The organism is Tessaracoccus yangjingae, assembly GCF_055326235.1.
The window spans coordinates 148,124-170,839 of sequence record NZ_JBUZNN010000007.1; the positions used below are offsets into that span (position 1 = coordinate 148,124).

The window sequence follows — 22,716 nt, forward strand, 5'->3', positions numbered from 1 at the left end:
CGGCCGGCACGACAGGGTCGGGGCAGACGCAATGACGCGCACAGGCATCGCCATCACTGTGGACCGGGAGGTGTTCCCGTCCGCCACCGGAGCGGTGAGCATCCACTCCGTCTTCGCGACGGCGGCCAACCTGTCCACTGCGGCGGGCCTCGTCAGCATCGTCGCGGGGTCGCGGCCGGCTGGCCCCCGCACCGTGGTCGTCGACCTCCCCACCCTTGACGGCCTCGCCCTCCGCCCCGGGCACCAGGGCGAGCTCACCCCCACCCGTCTCCGGCTGGGCGAGCACGAGTTCGACCTCACCCGGGCCGCCACTTGGCAGCCCGCCCCCATCGACGGCCCGATCCTCAAGGACGCGGTCGCCGACCTGGCCGCCCGGCTCGACGGCGTCCGCCTCGGCGACGGCCCTGCCGGCCGGAGCGCCGGGCCCACGCCGTTCGAGGAGGCGGTCGCGGCCGAGCTCGACGCCCGCACCCGGGCCTTCGCCGACGCCGTCGCCCGGCAGCACCTCGCCGACGCCCGCGGTGCGGCGGCCCGGCTGCTCGGCCTCGGCCAGGGGCTCACCCCCTCGGGCGATGACTGGCTGGCCGGCTTCGTACTGGCCGCCCACCACGAGCCGGAGACGCTCGGCACGGCCAGCGCGGCCGTCGACGGCGCCGCCCGCCCGGGCGCCACCGTCGACGTTTCGCTGAGCATCCTCCGCAACGCCCTGCAGGGGCATGCCATCGACCCCCTGCACCGCCTCCTGGCGGCACTCACCCGCCCGCCGGGACCCGGCATCGACGAGGCGCTGGCCGCGCTCGCCGACGTCGGGCACTCGTCGGGCACCGACATGGCACTCGGGCTGCTCTCGGCGGCCCACCTCACCACCCACCCGCAAGGAGCGCAATGACCACCCGCACCCTGATCAAGAGAGGCACCTACGTCGATTCGGTGTCGCTCATGTCGCTGTCCACGAAGGCGAACGCCCTTCCGGGCGTGACCAACGCCGTCGCGGCCATGGCCACCGCGATGAACAAGGAGATCCTCACCAACCAGGGCCTCCTCACCGACGAGATGGCGGCCCTGACCCCCGGCGACCTCATCCTCATCGCCGTCGCCGACAGCGACGACAACGCCGACGGCGCCATGGCCGGCATCCAGGAGTTGCTGGAGCGCAAGCCCCAGGACGACGACGGCGACGTCACCTTCCGCACCGTCGCCTCCGCGTCCTCCGGACGTCCCGACGCGAATGTCGCGGTGATCTCCGTCAACGGCGCCTTCGCCGCCCGCGAGGCCCACGCCGCCCTCGACGCGGGCCTCCACGTCATGCTGTTCTCCGACAACGTGGCCATCGAGGACGAGATCGAGCTCAAGGAGAAGGCCCACGACAAGGGCCTGCTCATGATGGGCCCCGACTGCGGCACCGCGATCATCAACGGCGTCTCGCTCTGCTTCGCCAACAACGTGCGCCGCGGCCGGATCGGCATCGTCGGCGCCTCGGGCACCGGCAGCCAGGAGATGAGCGTGCGCATCCACGACTTCACCGGCGGCATCTCCCACCTGCTGGGCACCGGCGGCCGCGACCTCTCGACGGAGGTGGGCGGGATCATGATGCTCGACGGCATCGACGCCCTCGAGGCGGACCCGGGCACCGACGTCATCGTCGTGGTGTCGAAGCCCCCGGCGGCCGAGGTGGCCGAGAAGGTCCTCGACCGGCTGGCCCGCAGCGCCAAGCCCGTCGTGGTCTGCTTCCTGGGCGCCTCCGACGAGCTGATCGCCTCCGCGAAGGCCAAGGGCATCGAGCTGTTCAACCGCACCAAGCCCGCCGCGCTGGCCGCGGTGCTCGCCGGCGGCGCCAAGGAGGAGGACCTCGACCTCCACTCGCTCAACTGGCCGCTCATCGAGGAGGTGCGCGCCAAGCTCACCCCCGAGCAGAAGTACATCCGCGCCCTCTACTGCGGCGGCACCATCTGCGACGAGGCCATGTTCCTCGCCATGGAGAAGTACACCGACGTGTACTCCAACATCCGCAAGGAGGCCGAGTACAAGCTGTCGGGCACCGAGCGATCGAAGGCCCACACGTTCCTCGACTTCGGCGAGGACGAGTTCACCAACGGCAAGCCGCACCCCATGATCGACCCCTCCAACCGCATCGCGCGGTTCGTCGAGGAGGCGGCCGACCCCGAGGTGGGCGTCATCGTCATGGACGTGGTGCTCGGCTACGGCGCCAACCCGGACCCGGCCGGCGTCATGCTCCCGGCCATCAGGGAGGCCAAGGCAAAGGCCGCCGCCGAGGGCCGCCACCTCGAGATCCTGGTCTACGTGCTCGGCACCGACGAGGACCCCCAGAACATGCAGGAGCAGGTGGCCAAGCTCGTCGACGCCGGCTGCACCTGGGCGTCGTCGTCGACCAACACCGGCCTGCTGGCCCGCGAATTCGTCTGGAAGGACAACAACTGATGAGCAGCATCGCCGGACTCCTCGGCACACCCCTGAACGTCGTCAACGTCGGCGCCGCCATGTTCGCCGAGGACATCAAGGCCCAGGGCGCCCATGTCACCCATCTGGACTGGACGCCCCCGGGCGGCGGCCGCCCCGACGTGATGGAGGCGCTCAACGTCCTCTCCCGCAGCGACGTGGCCGAGCGGATCAACGCCGCCAACGCCGTCGCGCTGGAGCGGATCGTCACCTCCCAGCCCATCCTCGTGGGCTTCGGCCAGGCCCTCGACGTGGTCCCCGGCATGACGAAGACCACCATCCTGCACGCCGGCCCGCCCATCGAGTGGGAGCGGATGGCGGGCGCCATGAAGGGCGCCGTCACCGGAGCGCTCGTGTTCGAGGGCCTCGCGAAGGACCTCGACGAGGCCTACGAGCTGGCCGGCTCAGGAGAGATCACCTTCTCTCCGTGCCACGAGCACCAGGCCGTGGGCTCCATGGCGGGCGTCACCTCGGCGTCGATGTTCATGCACGTGGTCGAGAACCGTCCGCACGGCAACTACGCCTACACCAACCTGTCCGAGCAGCTGGCGAAGATCCTGCGGATGGGCGCCAACGACCAGTCGGTCATCGACCGGCTCAACTGGATGCGCGACGTGTTCGGCCCCATCCTCCGCGACGCCATGGTCTCGGCCAAGGAGATCGACCTGCGCATGATGCTCGCCCAGGCGCTCCACATGGGCGACGAGGCGCACAACCGCAACAACGCCGGCACCACCCTGCTGATCCAGGCGCTCGCCCCGCACATCCTCGAGTCGGGCTTCTCGACCAAGGACAAGCAGGACGTCTTCAACTTCGTGGCGTCCTCGGACTACTTCTCCGGGCCGACGTGGATGGCCGCCTCCAAGGCCGCCATGGACTCGGCGCAGAACATCGCCGACTCCACCATCGTCACGACGATGGCCCGCAACGGCGTCGAGTTCGGCATCCGCGTGGCCGGCACCGGCGAGGGCACCTGGTTCACCGGGCCCGCGCAGGTGGTGGAGGGTCCGCTGTTCGCCGGCTTCACCGTCGACGACCGCGGCCTCGACATCGGGGATTCGGCCATCACCGAGACCTACGGCATCGGCGGCTTCGCCATGGCGTGCGCCCCGGCGATCGTCCCTCTCGTGGGCGGCACCGTCTCCGAGGCCATCGAATACTCCCGGACCATGTCCGAGATCACCGAGGGCTTCAACCCAGCCCTCACCATCCCCATCCTCGGCTTCCGTGGCACCGCCACGGGCATCGACGTCCGCAAGGTCGAGGAGACCGGCATCCTGCCGATCATCAACACCGCCATCGCGCACAAGGAGGCCGGCATCGGCATGATCGGCGCGGGGCTCACCCATCCGCCGGCCGAAGCCTTCCACCGGGCAACGCTGGCCCTCGCCGAAAGGTTCTCGCAGTGACCACCACCACCGCCTCCCCCCGCGCTGCGGGCCGGATGGCCCTCCCGCTCTGGCAGAAGGGCGACCTCGCCGCCTTCTTCGCCCTCTTCACCAACAACCTCACCAACCTGCTCACGGTCATCGCGCTGCTGACGTTCGTGGTGGGGCTACCGCACGAGATCGTCTTCGGGCGCATCGTCCCGGCGTTCGGCCTCGGTGTGTTCGTGGCGTCGTGCTCCTACGTGTTCTTCGCCAACAGACTGGCCCGCAAGCTCGGCCGCACCGACATCACGGCCCTCCCGTCGGGCCCGGCCGCGCCGGCGATCTTCACGATCACCTTCCTGGTCCTCCTGCCGGTCTACACCACCACCGGCGACGCGAACCTCGCGATCGGCATCGCGTTGGTGTGGGGCTTCATCGAGAACTCGATCCTCTTCGTGGGCGCGTTCCTCGGCGACTCCCTCCGCCGCGCCGTCCCGCGGACCGTGCTGCTGGCCTGCCTCGGCGGACTGGGCCTGCTGCTCCTGGCCATGAACCCGATGCTGCAGTCCTTCGCCACCCCCGTCGTCGCGTTCGTGGTGCTGGCCCTGATCTTCATCAACTGGTTCGGCAAGTCACCGATCTTCAAGAACATCCCCACCGGCCTGATCCTGCTCGTCGTCGGCACCGCCCTGGGCTGGGCCTTCGGCCTCATGTCGCCCGAAGCCATCCGCGAGGCGCTCGCCGGCGCCGGGTTCACCCCGCCGCAGGTGCACGTCAACGAGATCTGGGAGTACTTCGGCGTCGCGCTGCCGTACATCGCGTCGGCCGTCCCGCTGGCTCTGGCGAACTTCGTGTTCGACATCGAGAACATCGAGTCCGCGCACACCGAGGGCGACCCCTACCCCACCCGGCCGGTGATCCTGGCCGACGCGGGCGCCGGCCTCGTCGGCAACTTCTTCGGCAGTCCGTTCCCGGTCACCGTCTACGTGGGCCACTCGGCCTACAAGACCATGGGCGCCGGCGTGGGCTACACGCTGCTCAACGGCCTGGCCATGCTGGTGGTAGGCCTGTTCAGCCTCGGCAGCCTGCTGCTGTCGATCATCCCGCTCGCGGCCATCGCGCCGATCCTCATCTTCATCGGCGTCGTGACCGCGAACCAGGCGGTGCGGGAGACGCCGCGCATCGAGGTGCCGGTGATCTTCATCGCCCTGTTCCCGTGGATCGCCAACTGGGGCCTCACGCTGGCCGGCAACGTGCTGCGCGCCGTGGAGACCAACGCCGGAGCCGTCGGGTTCCCGGCGCTCGAAGCCACCGGGACCAACTACACGGGCCTCTACGCGCTGGGCAACGGCGCGCCGCTGACGTCCCTGATCTGGGGCTGCATCGCGATCTTCGCCATCCGTAACCGCACGATCGCGGCCGCCATCAGCGCCGGTGTGGGTGGCGCATTGGCCTTCTTCGGGATCATCCACGAGGCCAGGCCGGTGCTCGGCGGGGAGCGGCCCACCAACTTCCTCATCGCCTACGCGATGGTGGCGGGGCTGTTCGTCCTCAAGTGGGCGCTGGACAAGCGTGACCCCGGGCTCGTCGACGGGCAGCCCCGCGACGACGCCCCGGCCAAGGCCGCGGTGGGCGTCGAGACGGCCGCCGTCGCGACCGCCGGTACCACCAGTGACCCGCTGGTCGACGGCACCGAGCGCGCCGCGGACGCCACGCCCGACGCGGAGGAGGGTCTCGCGCGTCGCTGACGCTCCGACCCCCGATACCGACACAGAGGCGGATCTGATGGCGTAGTCGCCATCAGATCCGCCTCTGGCGTGTCCGCCTAGATGCAGGAGCGGTCCGTCGTGCTCGCTTGACGGCTCCCTGCCGCCCTGGGTGTTGAGCCGATGGATGGGTTCGACGAAGGGCCTCCGCGTGAACTGAGCGCGGGCACCCCGTCGAACCCATCCATCGGCTCAAACCACCCCCGGCCGGCCCGGACACAATGGGGACCATGCAGAAGACCATCGTCATCACCGGAGCCAGCGACGGGATCGGGGCCGCCGCCGCACGGGAGCTGAGCCGCTCGGGCCACGCCGTCGTCGTCGTGGGGCGCTCCCCGTCGAAGACCAGGGCCGTCGCCGACGAGCTGGGCGCGCCGTTCCATGTGGCCGACTTCGCGGATCTCTCGCAGGTGAGGACCCTGGCGGCGGACCTGCTGGCCGCCCACCCCCGCATCGACGTGCTCGCCAACAACGCCGGCGCCATCATGGGGGAGCGGACCCTCACCGTCGACGGCAACGAGAAGACCTTCCAGGTCAACCACCTGGCCCCGTTCCTGCTGACCACGCTGCTCATGCCCGCGTTGGTGGCGGCCAAGGCCACCGTCGTCCAGACGTCCAGCGGAGCGGCCCGCGCCTTCGGCCGGATCGACCTGGACGACCTCCAGAACTCCCGCCGCTACTCGCCGACGAGGGCGTACGGCAACGGGAAGCTGGCCAACATCCTCTTCACGACGGAGCTGCAGCGCCGGTACGGGGGCGAGGGTGTCGCGGCGGTGGCGTTCCACCCCGGCGTGGTGGGCAGCAACTTCGCTGCCGAGACGAACCACCCCACGCGGATCTTCTACCACGGGCCGCTCAAGCGGCTGTTCACCGTCAGCAACGAGAAGGGCGCGGACCAGCTTGTCTGGCTCGCCGAGGGCCGGCCCGGGATCACGTTCGAGCCGGGGGCCTACTACGAGTCGCGGAGGGTGGCCAAGCTGCACCCGCAGGCGAAGGACGCGCGCCTGGCGAGGGAGCTCTGGGAGCGGTCCGTCGCACTCGTCTGACGGCTCCCTCCCGGCCTGGGTATTGAGCCGATGGATGGGTTCGACGTGGGGCCCCCGCGTGAACTGAGCGTGGGTAACTCGTCGAACCCATCCATCGGCTCAAACCACCCCCCACCCCGGGGCCGGGGGCTACAGCGCCAGCGTCAGGATCAGGACCACGATCAGGGCCACCGCCATCAGGGCGACGACGCCCAGCACGAGCCACCGCAGCCCGCGGCCGAGACTGTCGGCCGGGTCGGCCCCCGGGTCCTGCCCGCCCTCGACGGCGAAGCGGAGGATGGCCGCGTCGGTGGCGTCGTCGACCACGGCGCGTCCGGCGCGGTGAGCCGCCGCGACCGTGGCCGCCGCGTCGGCGATCCTCCACCGCAGCGCCCGGGCGTCCCGCGGCATGAGGCCGGTGGGCAGGTGCCGGGAGCACTCCTGCAGGAACGCCGTCGCGGCCCGGCCGCCCGCCACGGCCGACGGGACCGTGGCCAGCAGTGGGGCCACGTCGTCCTCCAGGCCGCTCCCCGAGCGAGCCATCTCGACGGCGAGCGGCGCCAGCAGCCTGGGCTCGTGCCTGACGAGCTCGGCGAGGTACCCCGACCCCAGCTCCGCGGCCTGCCCGCTGGAGACGAGCCGACGGATCCGCCGCGGGTCGCGCTGCAGCGCCTGCGCCTGCTCAGCCGCGGTCAGCACCACCAACCCGGGCGCCGTCTCCGCGGTGAGCCCGAGGCCGTCCAGCCACGGCCGCGCCTCCTTGAGCAGCGACACGTCCCAGCCGCTGGTCACGTCCTCGGCCAGCAGCACCAGCGCGTCGGTCTCCAGCAGGCCGGGCGGCAGCATCGGCGCCAAGCCCTTCCGCGCCCGCCTGCGCTCGAGCCGCACCAGGTGGCCCCACACCCCTGGCGCGTCCAGGCAGTCGACGGCCCCCCGCGACACCACCTCCGACGGGTGGGTCAGCAACCGCTCGAGTTGCTCCAGGTCTGCCGTGAGCAGCCGCCGGGACAGGTCGCCGTCGGCCCACCGTCGGGCCTGCGGACCCTCGACGCGCCCGCGCACCAGCTGCAGCGCCTCCCCCGCGGTGAGCGGGCGCCGCCCCTCCAACTCCTCGAGCCATTCCGCCAGGTCCGCCGCCTGCGACCTCCGGCCGGGGTAGCGCCGCTCCGCCGCCTCGCCGAGCGCCCACGCCAGGCCCTCGGGGAGTCGCGGACCGCCGGAGCGGGCCTCCTGCGCGCGGGCCGAGAACGCCCGGAAGATGTCCGCGTGCCGGGCCTGCAGGGCCTCGGGCCACCCGCCGGAGATCACGGTCTCGCCGGCCTCGATGCGGCTGGCGGCCAGCGACGTGGACCAGGTGTAGCCCTGCGCCACCCCCTCGGGCAGGATCCGGCAGAGCCAGCCGAGGAGCTGATCCACCTCGCCCTGCCCGCCCGGCAGCAGGAGCACCCGGTTCGACGCGTCGAGGGACAGCAGGCCCGCCAACGCCCGCTCCAGCTCCGCGCCAGGGGCCCGAAGCGTCACGCGGGGTCGGGGCGACTCACCGGGCGCCAGCCAGCCGTCGCGTCGGACCACCGGCAGCGACCCGGTCAGGCAGTCGAGCAGCGTGCCGCCGCCGGCCAGTACGGCGAGCTGGACGGCGCCCGCCGGGCCGTACTGACCCGACGACCCCTGGACGACGACCACCCACGAGCGCAGCCGGGGCGAGTAGCGGTACGTGGCGACGGCGATGCCCTCGGCCTCCGTGGAGCCGCCGACGGCGAGCTGGGGGTACAGCGGCTCCAGGGCGGCGAACTCCGCCGCGACCTGGGGAGGGAGCGCGGGGGAGCTGCGCTCGGGGTCCGGGCGGAACCCGCCGCCGCGGTCCGAGCGCGTCGAGACCAGCCAGTCCTGGGTCATAGCCCGGGCTCCTGGAACAGGACCGCCATGAGGTGCAGCAGGCCGGCGTTGGAGGGGATCACCGCGTCGGGATCCCCCACCTGGCGGACCCGGCCGTCGGGGGTGACGAACTCGCGGGTGCAGGTGAGTATGAAGCGCACCGCCGCGGTGCTGTTGAGGGTCGAGATGAGGTTCCTGCCGAAGTCCGCGCCGAGCAGGGCCGAGGCGAGGACGGCGCTCACGATGTCGCGGGCCTGCAGGACCGAGCCGTCGGCCCCCGCGAACCAGTACTGCTCGGAGGTCTCGACGGCCACCTCGCGCCCGCCCACGCTCAGCGGCGCGAACGAGTCCGTCGCCACCAGGCCCCAGAAGTTCGACGGATCCCCGAAGTGGTCCAGGACGGCCCGCGCCACCTCGCCGGCCAGCCGCGCGCGCTCGTGTCGGTCCGGCTCGTCGACGAGCCCACCGAGCAGCTGCCGCGCGGAGGCTGACATGTACCCGGGGTCGAAGTGATCCAGCGCGGCCAGCACCGAGTCTGCTGCGGCGCCCTGGAAGTCCTTCGCGGCCTCGGGGCGGCGGAAGGCCCAGGCCCAGCGCCTGAGCGCATCCGGATCGCCGGCCGCGACCGGGTTCCTGACCAGCGCCCGGTGGATGGCGTCGCCCTTGGACACCGCGATGGACAGCCTCGCGTGGCCCATGGCCGTGAGGTCGCCGTCGCTCATCAACAGCACCGAGCGCAGCAGCTCGTGCGCCTGTTGGCGCGTGGAGGCGAACACGCGCCCGGGCTCGCCGCCCCGCACCCGCGAGCACGCCAGCCGCTCGGGATCGGTGAGCTGGTGGTAGACCGACGACAGCGACAGCGCGTCGAGGACGCCCAGGAAGTGGTGCGAGTAGTTGAGCTGGGCCTTCTCCGTGCGACCGAGCTTCGCCCCGCCGTCGCCCAGCTGGGTCAGCCGGTCGATGATCTCGCCGGGCAGGTCCACCAGCGCCGTGGTGACCTGCCGCCCGCCGTGCGAGCTGCGGAACAGGTACGGCGCCCGGGTGTTGCCCCAGATGCGGGCGCGGTAGTCGATGGTGGTGGGGTCCGCGTTCTCCAGCCCGGCAGCCCGGTGACCTGGTCGACAAGGGTGGCGACGCGGGCATCGTCGGCCCCCAGGAGGATGCCGAGCGCCCACGCGGCCGGCAGATCGCGGAAGACGTCGGCGCGCTCCATGGTGAGCAGCTCAGGGATGAGCGTGGCGGCCCGGGCGCGGGCATCGGGGCTGGCGAGGACGGCTCCGAGGGGTGAGCGGTCGTGGAGTGTGCGCATCAGGATCTCCTGTGATGACGTGATGGCGGTGGACACCGACGGGATGAGTGTATAACGTTCTCTCCAGGATAGAGAACGTTATCGTTTCCATCGATCTCGGCTCAGCGCGCCGCCCGGTCCCTTCCGGGTGGGTGGTCATTTCACGGGGTAACAGTGAGGCGCTCACATGTCGCGACGCATCGGCAGGATCCTGCCCCGGCAACGCTCCGGAGGGCGCGGGTCGTCGGACCTCCCGCTCGGCCGGCTCCTGCTCCTGGCCGCGGCGATGTTCGTGTCCATGACCATCGAGTTCATGCCCGGCGGGCTGCTTCCCGGCATCGTCGCCGACCTCGACGTCGACGTCGCCATGGCCGGGCAGCTCGTCACCGCGTTCGCGCTCACGGTGGTCCTCACGGCCGCGCCGCTGGCGCAGGCCACACGCCGGGCGCCGCGGCGGCCCCTCCTCCTCGTCGCGTTCGCGGTGATCATCGCCGCCAGCGCCCTCGGGGCGGCGGCGCCGTCGTTCGGCTGGTTGATGGCGGCGCGCGTGCTCGCCGGCCTGGGGCACGCGGCCTTCTGGTCAGTGGCCGGCGCCTATGCCGCGTACCTGGTGCCCCGGTCACAGATCGGCCGGGCGACGGCGGTGACCGCCAGCGGCGGCGCGGTGGCGGGGATCGTCGGCGGCCCCCTCGGCAACGCGCTGGGCCAGGCCTTCGGCTGGCGGGTGGCATTCCTGGTGATCGCCGGCGTCGGCGTGGTGGTGCTCGCCCTCCTGCTGGCGATGCTGCCCTCGGTGGGCGGCGGTGTCGCGGCAGAGCGTCCTCGGGCCGTGGGGCGTCCGGCGGTGCCGGGTCGGATCCTGCTCCTCTGCGGCCTGCTGCTGGTGCTGGTCCTGGCGCAGTCGTCGTACGGGACGTTCTCGGTGCCGTGGCTGCAGCACGTCGCGGGGTTCGGGGCGACCACGATCCCGCTCTACCTGCTGGCGACGGGCATCGCGGGGGCGGCGGGTGTCGCCGTCGTGGGCGCCGTCGCGGACCGGCATCCCCGCGGCGCCCTCGTGGGCGCCACGGCGGCGGTGTTCGTCAGCGGGGCCCTGCTGCCCGTGGCGGCCGGGCATCCCCTCGCCGTCGTCGCGGTGGGGTGCCTGTGGAGCGCGTCGTTCGGCGCCATCCCGCCGATGCTGCAGGCGCAGCTCATGCGCTGGTCGCCCGAGGACGTGCGTTCGCTGTCCGTCGCGCTGTTCACCACGGCCATCAACATCGGCATCGGCGGCGGCGCGCTCCTGGGCGGGGCGCTGCTGGCCGCCACGTCCCTCGAGGCGCTGCCCTGGTTCAGCGCGGCCGCGACGGGACTCTCGCTGGTGGCGATCGTGGTGGGGCTCGGCCTCCGGCGCGGAGAACGTTCTATAGCTCATCGTGTACCCTGAGCGTCGGGGGAACAGGGTGGTTCTCGCGGGCTATCAGGCGGAGGGGAATCGATGAGTCAGACCAGTGGGGCCACGGGGCAACGACGCCGTCGCGTCACCATCGTCGACGTCGCCAAGCATGCCGGCGTGTCGACGGCGTCGGCGTCGAAGGTGCTGCGCAACGCCTACGGCGCGAGCGAGTCGATGCGGGAGCGCGTGCAGGCCGCCATGGACGAGCTGGGCTACCGGCCGTACGGGCCGGCGCGCGGAATGCGGGGGCGCACGTACACGGTGGGCGTGGTGGTCTCCGACATCGAGAACCCGTTCTTCAGCCTGCTCACCGACGGCCTCTCCAGCGTGATCCGCGAGCAGTCCTACGAGGTGTTTCTGTCGCCCGGCGGCTTCACTCGCGCCTCGCAGAAGAGCGTGGTCGACGCCATGATCGACCACCAGATGGATGGCCTGGTCCTGGTCGCCCCTCAGATGAGCCACTCGGACCTTGAGCGCGTGGCGAAGGACATCCCCGTGATGGTCGTGGGTCACCACAGCCGCAGCGAGCACTTCGATTCCGTGGCCGGCGACGACGAGCTGGGCTCGGAACTGGTCGTCGACCATCTGGTCGGACTCGGGCATCGCCGCATCGCCTTCGTCATGCACGAGGCAGGCCGGACGGACGAGACGAGGCCGGAGTCGTACCGTCTCCTCGGCTTCCAGCGAGCCATGCGACGCCACGGTCTGGGCGACGAGGCGGTCGTCGTCGACGGCGAGTGGAGCTTCGAGGGCGGCCGGAAGGCCGCGCACCTGGTGGACGCACTGGAGACCCAGCCGACGGCGGTGCACGCCGGCGCCGACATCGTCGCCCTCGGCATGATGAGCGAGCTCTGGAACGGCGGCCGGTCCGTGCCGGAGGCGTACTCGTTGGTGGGCTACGACAACTCGCGCACTGCCTCGCTCGGGCCGATCCGGCTCACCACCGTCGACCAGTCCGGCGTCGAGATGGGCGAGCACGTGGGACAACTCCTGCTTGAGCGGATCGAGGGACGCGCGGAGGCGCGCCACGAGGTGCTCGAACCCCGCCTCGTCGTCCGCGACACGACGGCCCCCCTCGCCGACGGCTGAGCGGTCAACAACTTCGGCGAACGCTGATCGCCGCTCGTCGGCAAAGACTCAGGCCCCGCCTCGAGGCAGTGGCTCGGTCCGCTCCACGCTCTGCGCCACCCTCAGGTCCCGCTCGCGGCCCCGCTCCCTCAGGCCCTCGACGACGCCGGCGCGGTCGGCGTCGGTGCGGTTGCGCGAGAGCTTGAAGCGGCCCACCACCTCGGTGATCTCCAGCTCAACGCCGACGATCCCCTGCAGCATCGCGGCCATGAAGTCCTTCGGCGCCTCGGAGCGCGACCAGGGGCCCCGATGCGCGTCCGCCGCGTGCGGGATGTCATGGAGGCGGTCGGCGTCGAGGGCCGTGGCTTGAGCTATTACCTCGGCGCGCAGGCGGTCGGGGTCGCGGTGGACGCTCAGCCAGCCGGCGATCTGAACCTGCTCGTAGTCCCAGGTGCCGACGGCGCGGCCCCTGGCGCGGCCGCGCGCGACGCCACCGTGCTCCGCGGGCTGGACGCTCGGGTACCAGCGCGGGCTCACGTACGCGTGGGCGCCCTGGACGACCACCCGGCAGGGCACGAGGGCCCCGGCCGGCAGGTCGAACTGCGGATTGGCGGCCGACGCGTGGGCGATCAGGCGCCCCTGCCCCCAGACGGTGGGTAGCAGCGTGGCCGACGGGGCACCGTCGCCCCCGGTGATCCACAGCCCGGCACCCACCTCGGCAAGCAGTCCCTGACAACGTGCGATGTCGTCCACCCGCTGGCTGCTGGGGACGTAGACCTCGCTCCGGGGCGGCTCTGGATGCATGCCGGAATGCTACCCCCACCCGGTCTCCGGCCCTCGGGCGGCCCCTGCCGTCAGGCCAGCGGCCACACGATCAGCGTGCGCCACGTGGCCGGGTCCGGCTCGGCCGCGGGGTCGCTGACGTACTGCTCCCACATGCCCTCGGCCAGCGCCAGGCCCTCCAGCTTCACCCAGGTCATGAGCTCGCCGTAGGTGCCCTCCATCTGGTCGTACGACCCCACGTGGGTGCCGACGACGGCCTCGCCGCCGGGCAGCTCGAACGGCTGGACGTCGCCGGAGCGGACCTCGGCCGACACCGGAAACCCGATCGACACGTCGACGGTCTCGCCCGGCATCGAGTGGTAGTAGCCGAAGGGCGGCCCGGTGACGGTGGCGCCCTGCTCGGTGACGGCCTGCATCACCTGCCCGAAGCCCGTGTCGAACGCAGTCGTGAGCTCGGCCATGGGCACGGTCCTGCGGACCGCCGCCGCCTGCTGTGGCTCGATGGTGCTGATCCTGAACTCGGTCATCACATCCTCCTCGGCCCCGTCGTTGGAGCCCTTGGGTTCAGTATGCGCCGGATCCAGAACCCAGGCGCCCGCCAGGCGCCTGTCCCAGAGCGCAGGCGTGGGGACGCAAGGCAGGCCAGGGCTTGGCGCCTGCGCAAAGTCAGGGTGCCAGCGCTATAGGGCTGGCGACAGTACCTAAGCCAGGCGCCCGCCAGGCGCCTGTGCTAGAGCGCAGGCGCGGGGACGTAAGGCAGGCGACAGGACCTGGTTCAGCCTCGGGTGGGATCGAGCACCAGCAGGTCTCCCACCTCGCAGTTGAGCACGCGGCAGATGGCGCGCAGGGTGGAGAAGCGGACCGCCCGGGCGCGGTCGTTCTTCAGGACGCTGAGGTTGACCACGCTCACGCCCACCAACTCGCTCAACCTGGTCAGGGTCATGTCGCGATCCATGAGGAGCTCGTCGAGGCGGCAGTGGATGCCGGTCTCCTCCTCGGGCTCGGCGGGGACCATCAGACGAGCCCCGCCGTGTCGCGTTCGAGGGCCTCCCCGTAGCGGAATGCGGCCGCGACGGCGGCGAGTGCGAACCCGGTGAAGACCGGCCAGAAGTGGATGGTGACGCCGAGGCGCGGGGTGGGCATGAGGACTGTGGGATCGTCGATGCCCAGGGTCTCCTCCCAGCTCCAACCAACCGCGCCGAGGACCTCGTTGGCGGCCATGAACTCGCCGATGCCGGTGCACAACTGCCACAGGATGCCGCCCCCGATGAGCGCCGCGGCGGCCAGCGTCACCGCCTTGCGCACGACGGGGCGGAACGGCTCCCCGGCAAGCAGGCGGTGGGCGATGAGGAGGACCGCTACGGTCACGGCCAGCTGGGTGAGGCCCTGGACCAGGGTGCCCGCGGCCAGCAGCGCCCGGGTGCCCATGCCCAGCCCCGACACCGAGGACAGCGTCTCGGTGAAGCCGCCGCCGACGATCCTGGCGTCCCCGCCCGGGGTCATCTCGACGCCCTCGGGGAGGACGGGCCAGAAGGTCTGTACCGGGAGGGTGACCTCGATGGTGTCGCGCGTCAGTTGGGAGACGACCGCGACGACGGTCAGCACGAGGACGATCGCCGCGTAGACGGCGGCGCCTCCCCGCACCAGTCTCAGCGCCGTCGCGCCACCGCCCACCCGGCCGCGCGCGACCAGCGCCACCAGGGCGACCACAAGGGCCGCCGCCACCACCGCAATGCCTGCTGCCCCTGCGAACATCGCACACCCCTAACGATTCTCGATAATAACGATAAACGTTAAGTTAGCTCAGGTCGGCCCCGTCCGCAAGGGCCTGCCCCACCCGAAGCCCAGCCATGGGGCTCGTCCCCCAGGCGAGGGCTCGGTGACCCCTCACCGCAGCGCGGCGAGCTCGTTCCCCAGCGCCTCGGCCGACTCGTGGCTGAGCGCCTCCGGGCTGTAGCCCAGGATCTGGCGCACCGACATCGCTCCGGCGAACGCGTCGCGCTCCAGCGCGGCGGCCAGCGCAGGGGCGTGGCGCCTGACGGCATCCGCGGCGCGCTCGTCGGCCATGAGACGGCCGAGCGGCATGTCGAGGCCGAGGCGGCGACGCTCCACCAGCGTGCGGAAGGACTCCTGCTCGCCGTCGACGGCGAAGTCGCCGAAGACGGTCTGGAGGAACCGCACCGACTCGCGGAGCCACTGCGCCACCGACGGCTCCACCATCGGGGCCTGCCCGTTCGCGGTGGCGGCGGTGGCGAGGCTCAGGCCGTGGGGGCCGAGGAGATAGATGTGCGACTCGAACGGCACGCCGTGCTCGGCGAGCGCGGCCTGGAAGGCGATGGAGTTGCGGATGGGCACGACGGTGTCGTCGCACGTGCTGAACAGGAAGGTGGGCGGAGTGGCGGCGGAGACGTGGCTGGGCACGTCGATCAGCTCCTTGCCCACCGGCGGGCCGAACTCCTCAAGGGTCACGGGGTAGGCGGCGATCAGCGCGTCCGGCTTCTCCTCGGCGGCGGTGGCCAGGCTGCAGGCGAGGTGTCCGCCCGCGGAGAAGCCGACGGCGGCCACCTTCGTCGGGTCGATGTGCAGGTCCGCGGCGTTGTCGCGGATCCAGGCCAGCGCGGCCTTCGCGTCGTCGAACGACTTCTCGAACGGCGACTCGGCCCCCACCGCGTAGCGCAGCACGAACGCGTTGAACCCGGCCGCCAGGTAGGCGAGCGCGACCGGCTCCGCCTCGCGGTCCGAGGTCATGAAGTAGCCGCCCCCGGGGAGGACGAGGACGGCGGGACGGGTGGCTGCGGTCGCGAGCTCGGCGCTGGGCTCCTGGACGTAGCAGGTGAGGGGGGCGTCATGGCCGACGGTCTGGGTGAAGAGCTTCATGGGCCCATTCTTGCCGAGCCCCAGGTCAGGGCGCCGCCGACCCACTGAGCGGCGGCGGGCGGTTGTCGACGACCGTCTTCATCACCAGCGTGGAGACCAGCTTCTGCACCCCGGGGAGCGCGGACAGGCGGTCGTCCCAGAGTCGCTGGTAGGCGGGGAGGTCCGGCACCAGGATGCGCAGCAGGTAGTCCGGGTCGCCGAAGAGCCGCTGCGCCTGGACGACGGCGGGCAGGGCCTGGACCGCACGCTCGAACGCGTCGATGGTCTCGTGGTCCGCGCTGCGCATCGTGATGAACAGCAGCGCCTCGAACTCCAGCCCGAGCGCCTTCGGGTCCAGGGCGGCGTGGTAGCCGGAGATCACCCCGTCGGCCTCGAGCTTGCGCACCCGGCGGTGCAACGGCGACAGGCTGAGCTGCACCCGGTCCGCCAGCTCCGTCAGCGAGAGGCGGCCGTCGCCGACGAGCTCCGAGAGAATCTTCCGGTCAATGGCGTCCATGGGGTGAATCCTTCCACTCTCAGTCTCTCTGGCGGAAGAAGTGGCAAACAATTCCCGCCATCGCGCGAGTAGCGTCGAGCCGACGGAGGGAGCCGGGATGGAACTGGGTGTGGCGCTGGCGTTCGCGGGGGTCTCGCTGCTGTTCGTGCTGACGCCGGGCGCGGACTGGGCCTACGCGATCGCCGCGGGGCTGCGGCATCGGAGCGTGGCGCCCGCCGTCGTCGGGATGCTGGCCGGTCACCTGCTGGCGACGCTCGTCGTCGCGGCCGGGGTGGGGGCGCTGGTGGCCCGGCTCCCGCTGGCCTTGGCGCTGCTCACCGGCGTGGGCGCGGCCTACCTGCTGTGGCTGGGGTACCGGACGTGGGCGGCGCCGTCGACCATCCGGGTGGGGGAGGCCGACGACGACGCCGGCGCCCTGCGCAACGCCGCCGCGGGCTTCGCCGTGAGCGGGCTCAACCCGAAGGTGGTGCTGCTGTTCCTCGCGCTGCTGCCGCAGTTCGCCAGGGAGGACGCCGCGCTGCCGATGTGGGCGCAGATGCTGGTCCTCGGCGGGATCCACCTGACCCTCACGGCTGTGGTGTACTTCGCGGTGGCCGCGTCGGCCAAGGCGGTGCTGCGCAGCCGCCCTGTTGTCGCGGCTGCTGTCAGCCGGGCCAGCGGCGTGATCATGATGGCGCTCGGCGGATTCCTGCTCCTCGAGCAGCTGCACCTCGCCTGACGGCCCACCGGCGAGCCGCGCGGCGCTTAGGCTCACCCCATGCCGCACCACCCCGAACTCCTCAGCTGGCTGCTCGACACGGACCCGGCGCTGCGCTGGCAGGTGCAGCGGGACCTGGCGGGCGAGCCGGAGGACGTGTGGCGGGCCACCCGCGCGTCCATCGCGACGGAGGGGATGGGCGCGAGGCTGCTGGCGCTGCAGGACGACGACGGGCAGTGGGCCGGCGGCGCCTACTTCCCGACGCGCGCGGACCCACGGGCCGTCAACCACCCTGACGACGACGAGGGCCAGCCCTACACCGCGACCACCTGGACCCTCAACACCCTGCGCGAGTGGGGGATGGACGCCTCCGCGCTCGACGGGACGGCCGAGAAGCTCGCCGCCAACAGCCGCTGGGAGTACGACGACCTGCCCTACTGGGGCGGCGAGGTGGACTGCTGCATCAACGCTTTCACCCTTGCCAACGGCGCCTGGCTGGGCGCGGACGTCGCGGGACTCGTCGGGTGGTTCCTCGAGCATCAGCAGGCCGACGGCGGCTGGAACTGCGAGTGGGTGGAGGGCTCCACCCGGTCGTCGTTCCACTCCACCCTCAACTCGCTCAAGGGGCTCCTCTGGTACGAGCGCGCCGTCGGGGGCTTGGAGGGCCTGAGGGAGGCCCGGCATCTCGCCCAGGAGTACCTCCTGCAGCGCCGCCTCCTCTACGGCCTGCGCTCGGGGGAGCCGGTGGCGGACTGGGTGGGCTACTTCGCCTACCCGCTGCGCTGGGTCTACTCCGCGCTGCACGTGCTGGACTACCTGCGGGAGGCCTCCGAGTACGACGGAGTGCCGCCGGATCCGCGGGCCGCGGACGCCGTCGAGATGGTCAGGGCCGCCCGCCGCGACGACGGCCGCTGGCTGCAGGGCGGGCGCTACAAGGGCCAGGTCTGGTTCGAGATCGACGTGCCGAAGGGGGAGCCGTCGCCGTGGCTGACCCTCTACGCGACCCGCGTCCTGGACTGGTGGGATGCCGCGGAGGGGGCGACACGACGGGGGCCGTCGGCTACCGTCGGAACATGACACCGAACCCCGGGGGGCGGGTCCTCTCGATGGCGCTGCTGCCTCTCCTGCTGTTGCTCGGCGGATGCGTGAGGCTGGACACCGACATCGTCATCAGCTCGCGCGACACCGTCGACATGACCATGCTGGTGGCCATCCAGGAGGAGTACGCCACCGCCGTGGACACCCTCTGCGAGTCGGACGGCGCCGGCGGGACGGTGAGCACCTACGACGCCGACGGGTATGTCGGCTGCCTCCGCGAGGTGGAGGGGGCGCCGCTGTCCGCGCTGTCCGACGACAACCTCGATCTGAGCATCGTGCACGCCGACGGTGAGTACCGGTTCTCCATGATGAGCAGCGAGATCAGCGTGTCGACGGGTGGCGACGAGCAGCTGATCGCCTCGCTCTTCACCGACTTCCGGGTCTCGGTGACCTTCCCGGGGAAGGTCACCGCGCACAACGGCTCGAGCACCGTCGACGGCACCACCGTGACCTGGACCGACGCAGCCGACATGGCCTCGGGCGAGGGGCTGAGGGCGACGGCGGACGAGGCCGGCTCGTTGCTCACGTTGCTGCCGTGGCTGGGTGCCGCGCTCCTCGTCGCGGCGGGTGTGGTGGCGGGGTTGCTGCTGCTCAACCGCTCGCGCCGCGCTCCCGCTCCCGGGGCCCCGCAGTGGTCGCCTCCGCCCGGCACGGGTTATCCGCCTCCGCCCGGCCCGGCCTACCCGCCTCCACCCGGCCCGGCCTACCCGCCGGCGGGCCAGTGGCCCGGCCCCGCTCAGCCGCCCGGCCCCGGGAAGCCGCAGTCAGCTGGTGGCTACCCGTCGCACTCGGCCTCGGCCGGCGCATATCCCCCGCAGCCCGGGTACCCGCCGCCCGGGTACCCGCCGTCGTCAGGTGGATATCCGCCCCCGCCGCCGAAGCCCCGCGTGGCCGACTATGCGGACCCGTCCTACCTGGACTCGCCGCAGCCGGAGTCGCCGCCGCGGAACCCGTGGGAGCGCCCACCGTCGAGCCCCTGAGCCCGATGGCCGGGGAGGCCCGTCACTTGGGCTGGACCAGGACCCCGTTCGGCTTCTTCTGGATGACGTAGCCGGGGTGTGCGGCGAACAGGTCCTTGAGCTTCGCGAATCCCCAGGTGCGGGAGTCGAAGTCGGAGGCGAGGCGCGTCAGGTTGCTGCCCACCGCGCCGAGGTTCGCCCAGTTGTCGTTGCCGGCGGCCGCGTCGACCGCCTCCGCGAGCAGCTTGTCCAGGAACGCGTCGCGGATCAGCGTGCGCGTCGACTCCTGAGCCGGCTGGGCGGACGCCACCACGGTGAGGTTTTCGACGTAGATGAAGGTGTCGCACGCCGCGACGAACGGCTTGGGCGTCTTCCGCTCGCCGAAGCCGTAGACCACCTTGCCGTCCTCCCGGAGCCTGGCCGCGAGGCGAGTGAAGTCGCTGTCGCTGGAGACGAGGCAGAACCCGTCGAGGCTGCCGGCGTGGAGGAGGTCCATCGCGTCGATGATGAGCGAGCTGTCCGTGGCGTTCTTGCCCGTGGTGTAGCTGAACTGCTGGATGGGTTGGATGGAGTGCTGCAGCAGCTCGGCCTTCCACGAGGTCAGCTGCGTCGACGTCCAGTCGCCGTAGGCGCGCCGGACGGACGCCCGGCCGTACTTGGCCACCTCGATCAGGAGTTGCTCGATGTGGGTGGCGCGCGCGTTGTCGGCGTCGATCAGGACGGCCAGCCGGGCCTCGCGCGGTGTCTCTGTGGCCATGGTGTGCCCCCTTCGTCGTGCACGAACCTACCGCTGAACCGCCCCCCGACGTCGTGGGCGGCGCCGGGGCCGCACTCCGTCGGCGTGTCGTGCACACGCCGTGCTGTTCCCGCGACCGCGCGGCACCTCAGCCAGCGGGGGGCGGCGAAGGTGGTGTGGCCGACGGTGGGGTCAGCGGGGCGGGGGCGGGGCCGTCGTGCCTCGGATGAGGAGTTCGGTGGGCACGACGACGCGGTCGTGGCGCGGCATCGGGCCGCGGGAGCGGATCTGCGCGAGCACCAGCTTCACCAGCTCGTGCCCGATCTGCTGGAAGTTCTGCCGCACCGTCGTGAGGGGTGGGTACACGTACTCGCTCAGCGCGATGGCGTCGAAGCCCACGACGGAGACGTCCTCGGGCACGCGCCTCCCGGCCTCGTGGAGGGCGCGGATCAGGCCGAACGCCATCTCGTCGTTGGCGACGAACACCGCGGTGATGTCCGGATCCGCCGCGATCCTGTGGCCCAGCTCGTAGCCCGACTTCGGCGTCCAGTCGCCCTGCCAGACCTCCGGGGGCTGCACGCCCGCAGCCTCGAGCGCCCGCCGCCACGCCCCGCGTCGCATCAGTGCGGGCTCGGAGTCGGCCGGCCCGGCGAGGTGGTGCACCGTGTGGTGGCCAAGCCCGAGCAGGTGCCGGGTGGCGTCCCTGGCTCCCGGTACCTGGTCCGCCATCACGGCGGGGTAGTGGCCCACGAGGCGGGAGTCCGAGACGGCCACCGGCATCCCAGCGGGGAGGGTCAACGTCTCCGGAGTGGCCTCCTCGGCGCGGATGATCACCAGGCCGTCGATGGCCTGATTGGAGATGCGGTGCGCCGCGCTCTCCCAGTCCTCGGCGAGCGCGGTCTCGTCGTCGATGCTGAGCAGGGTGACGGTGTAGCCCTCTTCGTCGGCCGCCTTGACGACGGCTCCCGTGGTGAGCACCTCGCCGGTGCGCTCGTAGCGGTGGGCGAGCAGCCCCAGCGTGCCGAAGGACCCGTTGCGCAGCGCGCGGGCGGCCCGGTTGGGGGAGTAGCCGAGCTGCGCGATGGCGGCCAGCACCTTCGCCTTGGTCTCTGGGCGCACAGGATCCGCGCCCGTCGACACTCGCGACACAGTTTGTGCGGAGACGCCGGCCAGCCGGGCCACGTCCTCGATCGACGGGCCGGTCTTGCGTCGTCCTCGACCCGAGACGGTCCCCATGGCCGGGAGTGTAGCCCGGATCGGATGTTGACGTCACCATCGGTGCCGAACCGACCCTGCGGGACGGCGTACAAGTGTTATCAGACCGTTATCTGACCCCCAGTGACGGCCTCCGGAAGACGTGCTACGTTTACGTAAACATTGGTAACCGACGAAGGCGAAGACGCCTTCCGGGACGCACCGACCCGTGCCTCGGTGTCAGCCACAACAGACTAAGGAAGTCGCATGAACACGTGGAAGAAGCTCGCAGCGTTGGCCGTCGTGGTGCCACTCGCCCTCACCGCCTGCGGCGGCTCAGGGGACAACGGCACCGACGGCTCGGCCGCCCCCGAGGGTGACGGCAAGCTCACCGTCTGGGCCTGGGACCCGGCCTTCAACATCTACGCCCTCGAAGAGGCCGCGAAGGTCTACCAGCAGGAGAACCCCGACTTCGAGCTCGAGGTGATCGAGACCCCCTGGGACGACCTGCAGACCAAGCTCACCACCCTCGCGCAGTCGCAGGAGACCGGCGAGCTGCCGGACATCTTCCTCATGCAGAACAACGCGTTCCAGAAGAACGTCATCAACTACCCGGACCTCTTCAACGACTACACGGACACCGACATCGACTTCGGCGAGTTCCCTGAGGGCGTCGTCGCGTACTCCACCATCGACGACATCCACTACGGCCTCCCGTTCGACAACGGCACCGCCATCACAGCGCTCCGAACCGACGTCCTCGAGGAGGCCGGCTACACCGTCGCCGACTTCACCGACATCACCTGGACGGACTTCATCACCAAGGGCAAGGATGTGCTGGCCAAGACCGGCAAGCCGCTCCTCTCGGGCCAGGCCGGCTCCGCCGACCTCATCATGATGATGCTGCAGAGCGCCGGCGCCAGCCTGTTCGACGACGAAGGCAACCCCACCATCGTCGGCAACGAGGCCCTGATCAAGTCCATCGAGACCTACAAGGAGCTCGTCGAGTCCGGCGTCTTCGTCGAGGTCAACTCGTGGGACGAGTACATCGGCACCTTCGTGAACTCCAACGTCGCGGGCACCATCAACGGCGTGTGGATCCTCGGCTCCATCCAGTCGGCCGCTGACCAGAGCGGCCTGTGGGGCATCACCAACCTGCCCAGCCTGGACGGCATCGACGGCGCCACCAACTACTCCGCCAACGGCGGCTCCTCGTGGGCCATCAGCTCCAACGGCGACAAGGCGCTGGCCGCGGACTTCCTCGGCGCCACCTTCGCGGGCTCCAACGAGTTCTACGACACGATCCTCCCGTCCTCGGGCGCCCTGGCCAACTGGCTGCCCGCCGCCGACAGCGACGTGTACTCCGAGCCGCAGGAGTTCTTCGGCGGAGAGCCGATCTTCACCCAGGTGCTCGACTTCGCCGCGCAGGTGCCCAGCAACAACACCGGCGCCTACTACTACGAGGGCCGCGACAACGTCAGCGCCTCGATCGTCAAGATCCTGGACGGCACCGACATGGACACCGCGCTCGAGGAGGCCCAGCAGGCCGTCGAGTTCGCGATGCAGTGATCAGGAACCATCGATCAGTGCTT

Annotated in this window: 21 protein-coding genes; 11 read left to right on the forward strand and 10 right to left on the reverse strand. The window is 71.4% G+C overall.

Annotated features, from left to right (window positions below; genetic code table 11):
- The first annotated feature begins 31 nt into the window (after nucleotides 1-31).
- The 5 genes from ACZK5D_RS11615 (at nucleotide 32) to ACZK5D_RS11635 (ending at nucleotide 6,639) form a co-directional block, all read left to right on the forward strand.
- Nucleotides 32-889: an oxamate carbamoyltransferase subunit AllH family protein gene (locus ACZK5D_RS11615; protein ID WP_463665382.1), complete on the forward strand. Its 858-nt coding sequence runs from the start codon at nucleotides 32-34 to the stop codon at nucleotides 887-889.
- Entirely contained in the window at nucleotides 886-2,439 is a 1,554-nt protein-coding gene (gene fdrA / locus ACZK5D_RS11620; protein WP_463665383.1) for an acyl-CoA synthetase FdrA, read from the forward strand. The genes ACZK5D_RS11615 and fdrA overlap by 4 nt, the downstream gene beginning before the upstream one ends.
- Nucleotides 2,439-3,866: a YlbE family protein gene (locus tag ACZK5D_RS11625; RefSeq protein ID WP_463665384.1), complete on the forward strand. Its 1,428-nt coding sequence runs from the start codon at nucleotides 2,439-2,441 to the stop codon at nucleotides 3,864-3,866. The genes fdrA and ACZK5D_RS11625 overlap by 1 nt, the downstream gene beginning before the upstream one ends.
- A complete protein-coding gene (locus ACZK5D_RS11630; protein ID WP_463665385.1) occupies nucleotides 3,863-5,575 on the forward strand; it encodes a hypothetical protein in 1,713 nt (570 codons plus the stop codon). Before ACZK5D_RS11625 ends, ACZK5D_RS11630 begins: the two co-directional genes overlap by 4 nt.
- A 248-nt stretch (nucleotides 5,576-5,823) precedes the next feature.
- On the forward strand, nucleotides 5,824-6,639 hold the full coding sequence (locus tag ACZK5D_RS11635; protein WP_463665386.1) for an SDR family NAD(P)-dependent oxidoreductase: 816 nt from the start codon (nucleotides 5,824-5,826) through the stop codon (nucleotides 6,637-6,639).
- Between the two features lie 129 nt (nucleotides 6,640-6,768).
- On the opposite strand, the gene ACZK5D_RS11640 is transcribed toward ACZK5D_RS11635, so the two are convergent.
- Nucleotides 6,769-8,514, reverse strand: coding sequence for a serine/threonine-protein kinase (locus tag ACZK5D_RS11640; RefSeq protein ID WP_463665387.1), 1,746 nt, complete (start codon nucleotides 8,512-8,514; stop codon nucleotides 6,769-6,771).
- Nucleotides 8,511-9,668, reverse strand: a complete 1,158-nt coding sequence (locus tag ACZK5D_RS11645; protein ID WP_463665388.1) for a hypothetical protein — start codon at nucleotides 9,666-9,668, stop codon at nucleotides 8,511-8,513. The genes ACZK5D_RS11640 and ACZK5D_RS11645 overlap by 4 nt, the downstream gene beginning before the upstream one ends.
- Nucleotides 9,669-9,968: 300 nt before the next feature.
- Between ACZK5D_RS11645 and ACZK5D_RS11650 the strand changes: the two genes are divergently transcribed.
- Nucleotides 9,969-11,207 carry an MFS transporter gene (locus ACZK5D_RS11650; protein ID WP_463665389.1) on the forward strand — a complete coding sequence of 413 codons (1,239 nt, stop codon included), beginning with the start codon at nucleotides 9,969-9,971 and terminating at the stop codon, nucleotides 11,205-11,207.
- 51 nt (nucleotides 11,208-11,258) lie between these two features.
- Entirely contained in the window at nucleotides 11,259-12,305 is a 1,047-nt protein-coding gene (locus tag ACZK5D_RS11655; RefSeq protein WP_463665390.1) for a LacI family DNA-binding transcriptional regulator, read from the forward strand.
- A 48-nt stretch (nucleotides 12,306-12,353) separates the two neighbouring features.
- Here the strand turns inward: ACZK5D_RS11655 and ACZK5D_RS11660 are convergent, their stop codons facing one another.
- The 6 genes from ACZK5D_RS11660 to ACZK5D_RS11685 all read right to left on the reverse strand — a co-directional run bounded on the left by ACZK5D_RS11660 (nucleotide 12,354) and on the right by ACZK5D_RS11685 (nucleotide 16,440).
- The gene (locus ACZK5D_RS11660) at nucleotides 12,354-13,088 is read right to left on the reverse strand and encodes an FMN-binding negative transcriptional regulator (protein WP_463665391.1); all 735 of its coding nucleotides are present in this window, start codon (nucleotides 13,086-13,088) and stop codon (nucleotides 12,354-12,356) included.
- A 50-nt stretch (nucleotides 13,089-13,138) separates the two neighbouring features.
- Complete coding sequence (locus ACZK5D_RS11665; protein ID WP_463665392.1) at nucleotides 13,139-13,594, reverse strand: GyrI-like domain-containing protein; 456 nt, start codon at nucleotides 13,592-13,594, stop codon at nucleotides 13,139-13,141.
- Between the two features lie 248 nt (nucleotides 13,595-13,842).
- A complete protein-coding gene (locus ACZK5D_RS11670) occupies nucleotides 13,843-14,082 on the reverse strand; it encodes a helix-turn-helix domain-containing protein (RefSeq protein WP_463665393.1) in 240 nt (79 codons plus the stop codon).
- Nucleotides 14,082-14,822: a hypothetical protein gene (locus ACZK5D_RS11675; protein WP_463665394.1), complete on the reverse strand. Its 741-nt coding sequence runs from the start codon at nucleotides 14,820-14,822 to the stop codon at nucleotides 14,082-14,084. The genes ACZK5D_RS11670 and ACZK5D_RS11675 overlap by 1 nt, the downstream gene beginning before the upstream one ends.
- 132 nt (nucleotides 14,823-14,954) lie before the next feature.
- Complete coding sequence (locus ACZK5D_RS11680) at nucleotides 14,955-15,944, reverse strand: alpha/beta hydrolase (protein WP_463665395.1); 990 nt, start codon at nucleotides 15,942-15,944, stop codon at nucleotides 14,955-14,957.
- Nucleotides 15,945-15,969: 25 nt separating this feature from the next.
- On the reverse strand, nucleotides 15,970-16,440 hold the full coding sequence (locus ACZK5D_RS11685; protein ID WP_463665396.1) for an Lrp/AsnC family transcriptional regulator: 471 nt from the start codon (nucleotides 16,438-16,440) through the stop codon (nucleotides 15,970-15,972).
- Nucleotides 16,441-16,537: 97 nt separating this feature from the next.
- Here ACZK5D_RS11685 and ACZK5D_RS11690 point away from each other — a divergent pair, with 97 nt between their 5' ends.
- Genes ACZK5D_RS11690 through ACZK5D_RS11700 form a run of 3 tightly spaced genes read left to right on the forward strand, consistent with a single transcriptional unit; the run spans nucleotide 16,538 to nucleotide 19,215 of the window.
- Nucleotides 16,538-17,158, forward strand: a complete 621-nt coding sequence (locus ACZK5D_RS11690) for a LysE family translocator (RefSeq protein WP_463665397.1) — start codon at nucleotides 16,538-16,540, stop codon at nucleotides 17,156-17,158.
- Nucleotides 17,159-17,197: 39 nt separating this feature from the next.
- A complete protein-coding gene (locus ACZK5D_RS11695) occupies nucleotides 17,198-18,214 on the forward strand; it encodes a squalene cyclase (RefSeq protein ID WP_463665398.1) in 1,017 nt (338 codons plus the stop codon).
- Nucleotides 18,211-19,215, forward strand: a complete 1,005-nt coding sequence (locus ACZK5D_RS11700) for an LppM family (lipo)protein (RefSeq protein WP_463665399.1) — start codon at nucleotides 18,211-18,213, stop codon at nucleotides 19,213-19,215. Before ACZK5D_RS11695 ends, ACZK5D_RS11700 begins: the two co-directional genes overlap by 4 nt.
- A 22-nt stretch (nucleotides 19,216-19,237) precedes the next feature.
- Here the strand turns inward: ACZK5D_RS11700 and ACZK5D_RS11705 are convergent, their stop codons facing one another.
- Nucleotides 19,238-19,951: an NYN domain-containing protein gene (locus ACZK5D_RS11705; protein WP_463665400.1), complete on the reverse strand. Its 714-nt coding sequence runs from the start codon at nucleotides 19,949-19,951 to the stop codon at nucleotides 19,238-19,240.
- A 171-nt stretch (nucleotides 19,952-20,122) separates the two neighbouring features.
- Nucleotides 20,123-21,166, reverse strand: a complete 1,044-nt coding sequence (locus ACZK5D_RS11710) for a LacI family DNA-binding transcriptional regulator (protein ID WP_463665401.1) — start codon at nucleotides 21,164-21,166, stop codon at nucleotides 20,123-20,125.
- A gap of 225 nt (nucleotides 21,167-21,391) precedes the next feature.
- Between ACZK5D_RS11710 and ACZK5D_RS11715 the strand changes: the two genes are divergently transcribed.
- On the forward strand, nucleotides 21,392-22,693 hold the full coding sequence (locus ACZK5D_RS11715) for an ABC transporter substrate-binding protein (RefSeq protein ID WP_463665402.1): 1,302 nt from the start codon (nucleotides 21,392-21,394) through the stop codon (nucleotides 22,691-22,693).
- Nucleotides 22,694-22,716 lie beyond the last annotated feature (23 nt).

Coding starts and splice junctions, on each gene's coding strand:
- ACZK5D_RS11615 (WP_463665382.1), top strand. CDS start 32: ATGACGCGCACAGGCATCGCCATCACTGTGGACCGGGAGGTGTTCCCG.
- fdrA (WP_463665383.1), top strand. CDS start 886: ATGACCACCCGCACCCTGATCAAGAGAGGCACCTACGTCGATTCGGTG.
- ACZK5D_RS11625 (WP_463665384.1), top strand. CDS start 2,439: ATGAGCAGCATCGCCGGACTCCTCGGCACACCCCTGAACGTCGTCAAC.
- ACZK5D_RS11635 (WP_463665386.1), top strand. CDS start 5,824: ATGCAGAAGACCATCGTCATCACCGGAGCCAGCGACGGGATCGGGGCC.
- ACZK5D_RS11640 (WP_463665387.1), bottom strand. CDS start 8,514: ATGACCCAGGACTGGCTGGTCTCGACGCGCTCGGACCGCGGCGGCGGG.
- ACZK5D_RS11650 (WP_463665389.1), top strand. CDS start 9,969: ATGTCGCGACGCATCGGCAGGATCCTGCCCCGGCAACGCTCCGGAGGG.
- ACZK5D_RS11655 (WP_463665390.1), top strand. CDS start 11,259: ATGAGTCAGACCAGTGGGGCCACGGGGCAACGACGCCGTCGCGTCACC.
- ACZK5D_RS11660 (WP_463665391.1), bottom strand. CDS start 13,088: ATGCATCCAGAGCCGCCCCGGAGCGAGGTCTACGTCCCCAGCAGCCAG.
- ACZK5D_RS11665 (WP_463665392.1), bottom strand. CDS start 13,594: ATGACCGAGTTCAGGATCAGCACCATCGAGCCACAGCAGGCGGCGGCG.
- ACZK5D_RS11670 (WP_463665393.1), bottom strand. CDS start 14,082: ATGGTCCCCGCCGAGCCCGAGGAGGAGACCGGCATCCACTGCCGCCTC.
- ACZK5D_RS11675 (WP_463665394.1), bottom strand. CDS start 14,822: ATGTTCGCAGGGGCAGCAGGCATTGCGGTGGTGGCGGCGGCCCTTGTG.
- ACZK5D_RS11680 (WP_463665395.1), bottom strand. CDS start 15,944: ATGAAGCTCTTCACCCAGACCGTCGGCCATGACGCCCCCCTCACCTGC.
- ACZK5D_RS11685 (WP_463665396.1), bottom strand. CDS start 16,440: ATGGACGCCATTGACCGGAAGATTCTCTCGGAGCTCGTCGGCGACGGC.
- ACZK5D_RS11690 (WP_463665397.1), top strand. CDS start 16,538: ATGGAACTGGGTGTGGCGCTGGCGTTCGCGGGGGTCTCGCTGCTGTTC.
- ACZK5D_RS11695 (WP_463665398.1), top strand. CDS start 17,198: ATGCCGCACCACCCCGAACTCCTCAGCTGGCTGCTCGACACGGACCCG.
- ACZK5D_RS11700 (WP_463665399.1), top strand. CDS start 18,211: ATGACACCGAACCCCGGGGGGCGGGTCCTCTCGATGGCGCTGCTGCCT.
- ACZK5D_RS11705 (WP_463665400.1), bottom strand. CDS start 19,951: ATGGCCACAGAGACACCGCGCGAGGCCCGGCTGGCCGTCCTGATCGAC.
- ACZK5D_RS11710 (WP_463665401.1), bottom strand. CDS start 21,166: ATGGGGACCGTCTCGGGTCGAGGACGACGCAAGACCGGCCCGTCGATC.
- ACZK5D_RS11715 (WP_463665402.1), top strand. CDS start 21,392: ATGAACACGTGGAAGAAGCTCGCAGCGTTGGCCGTCGTGGTGCCACTC.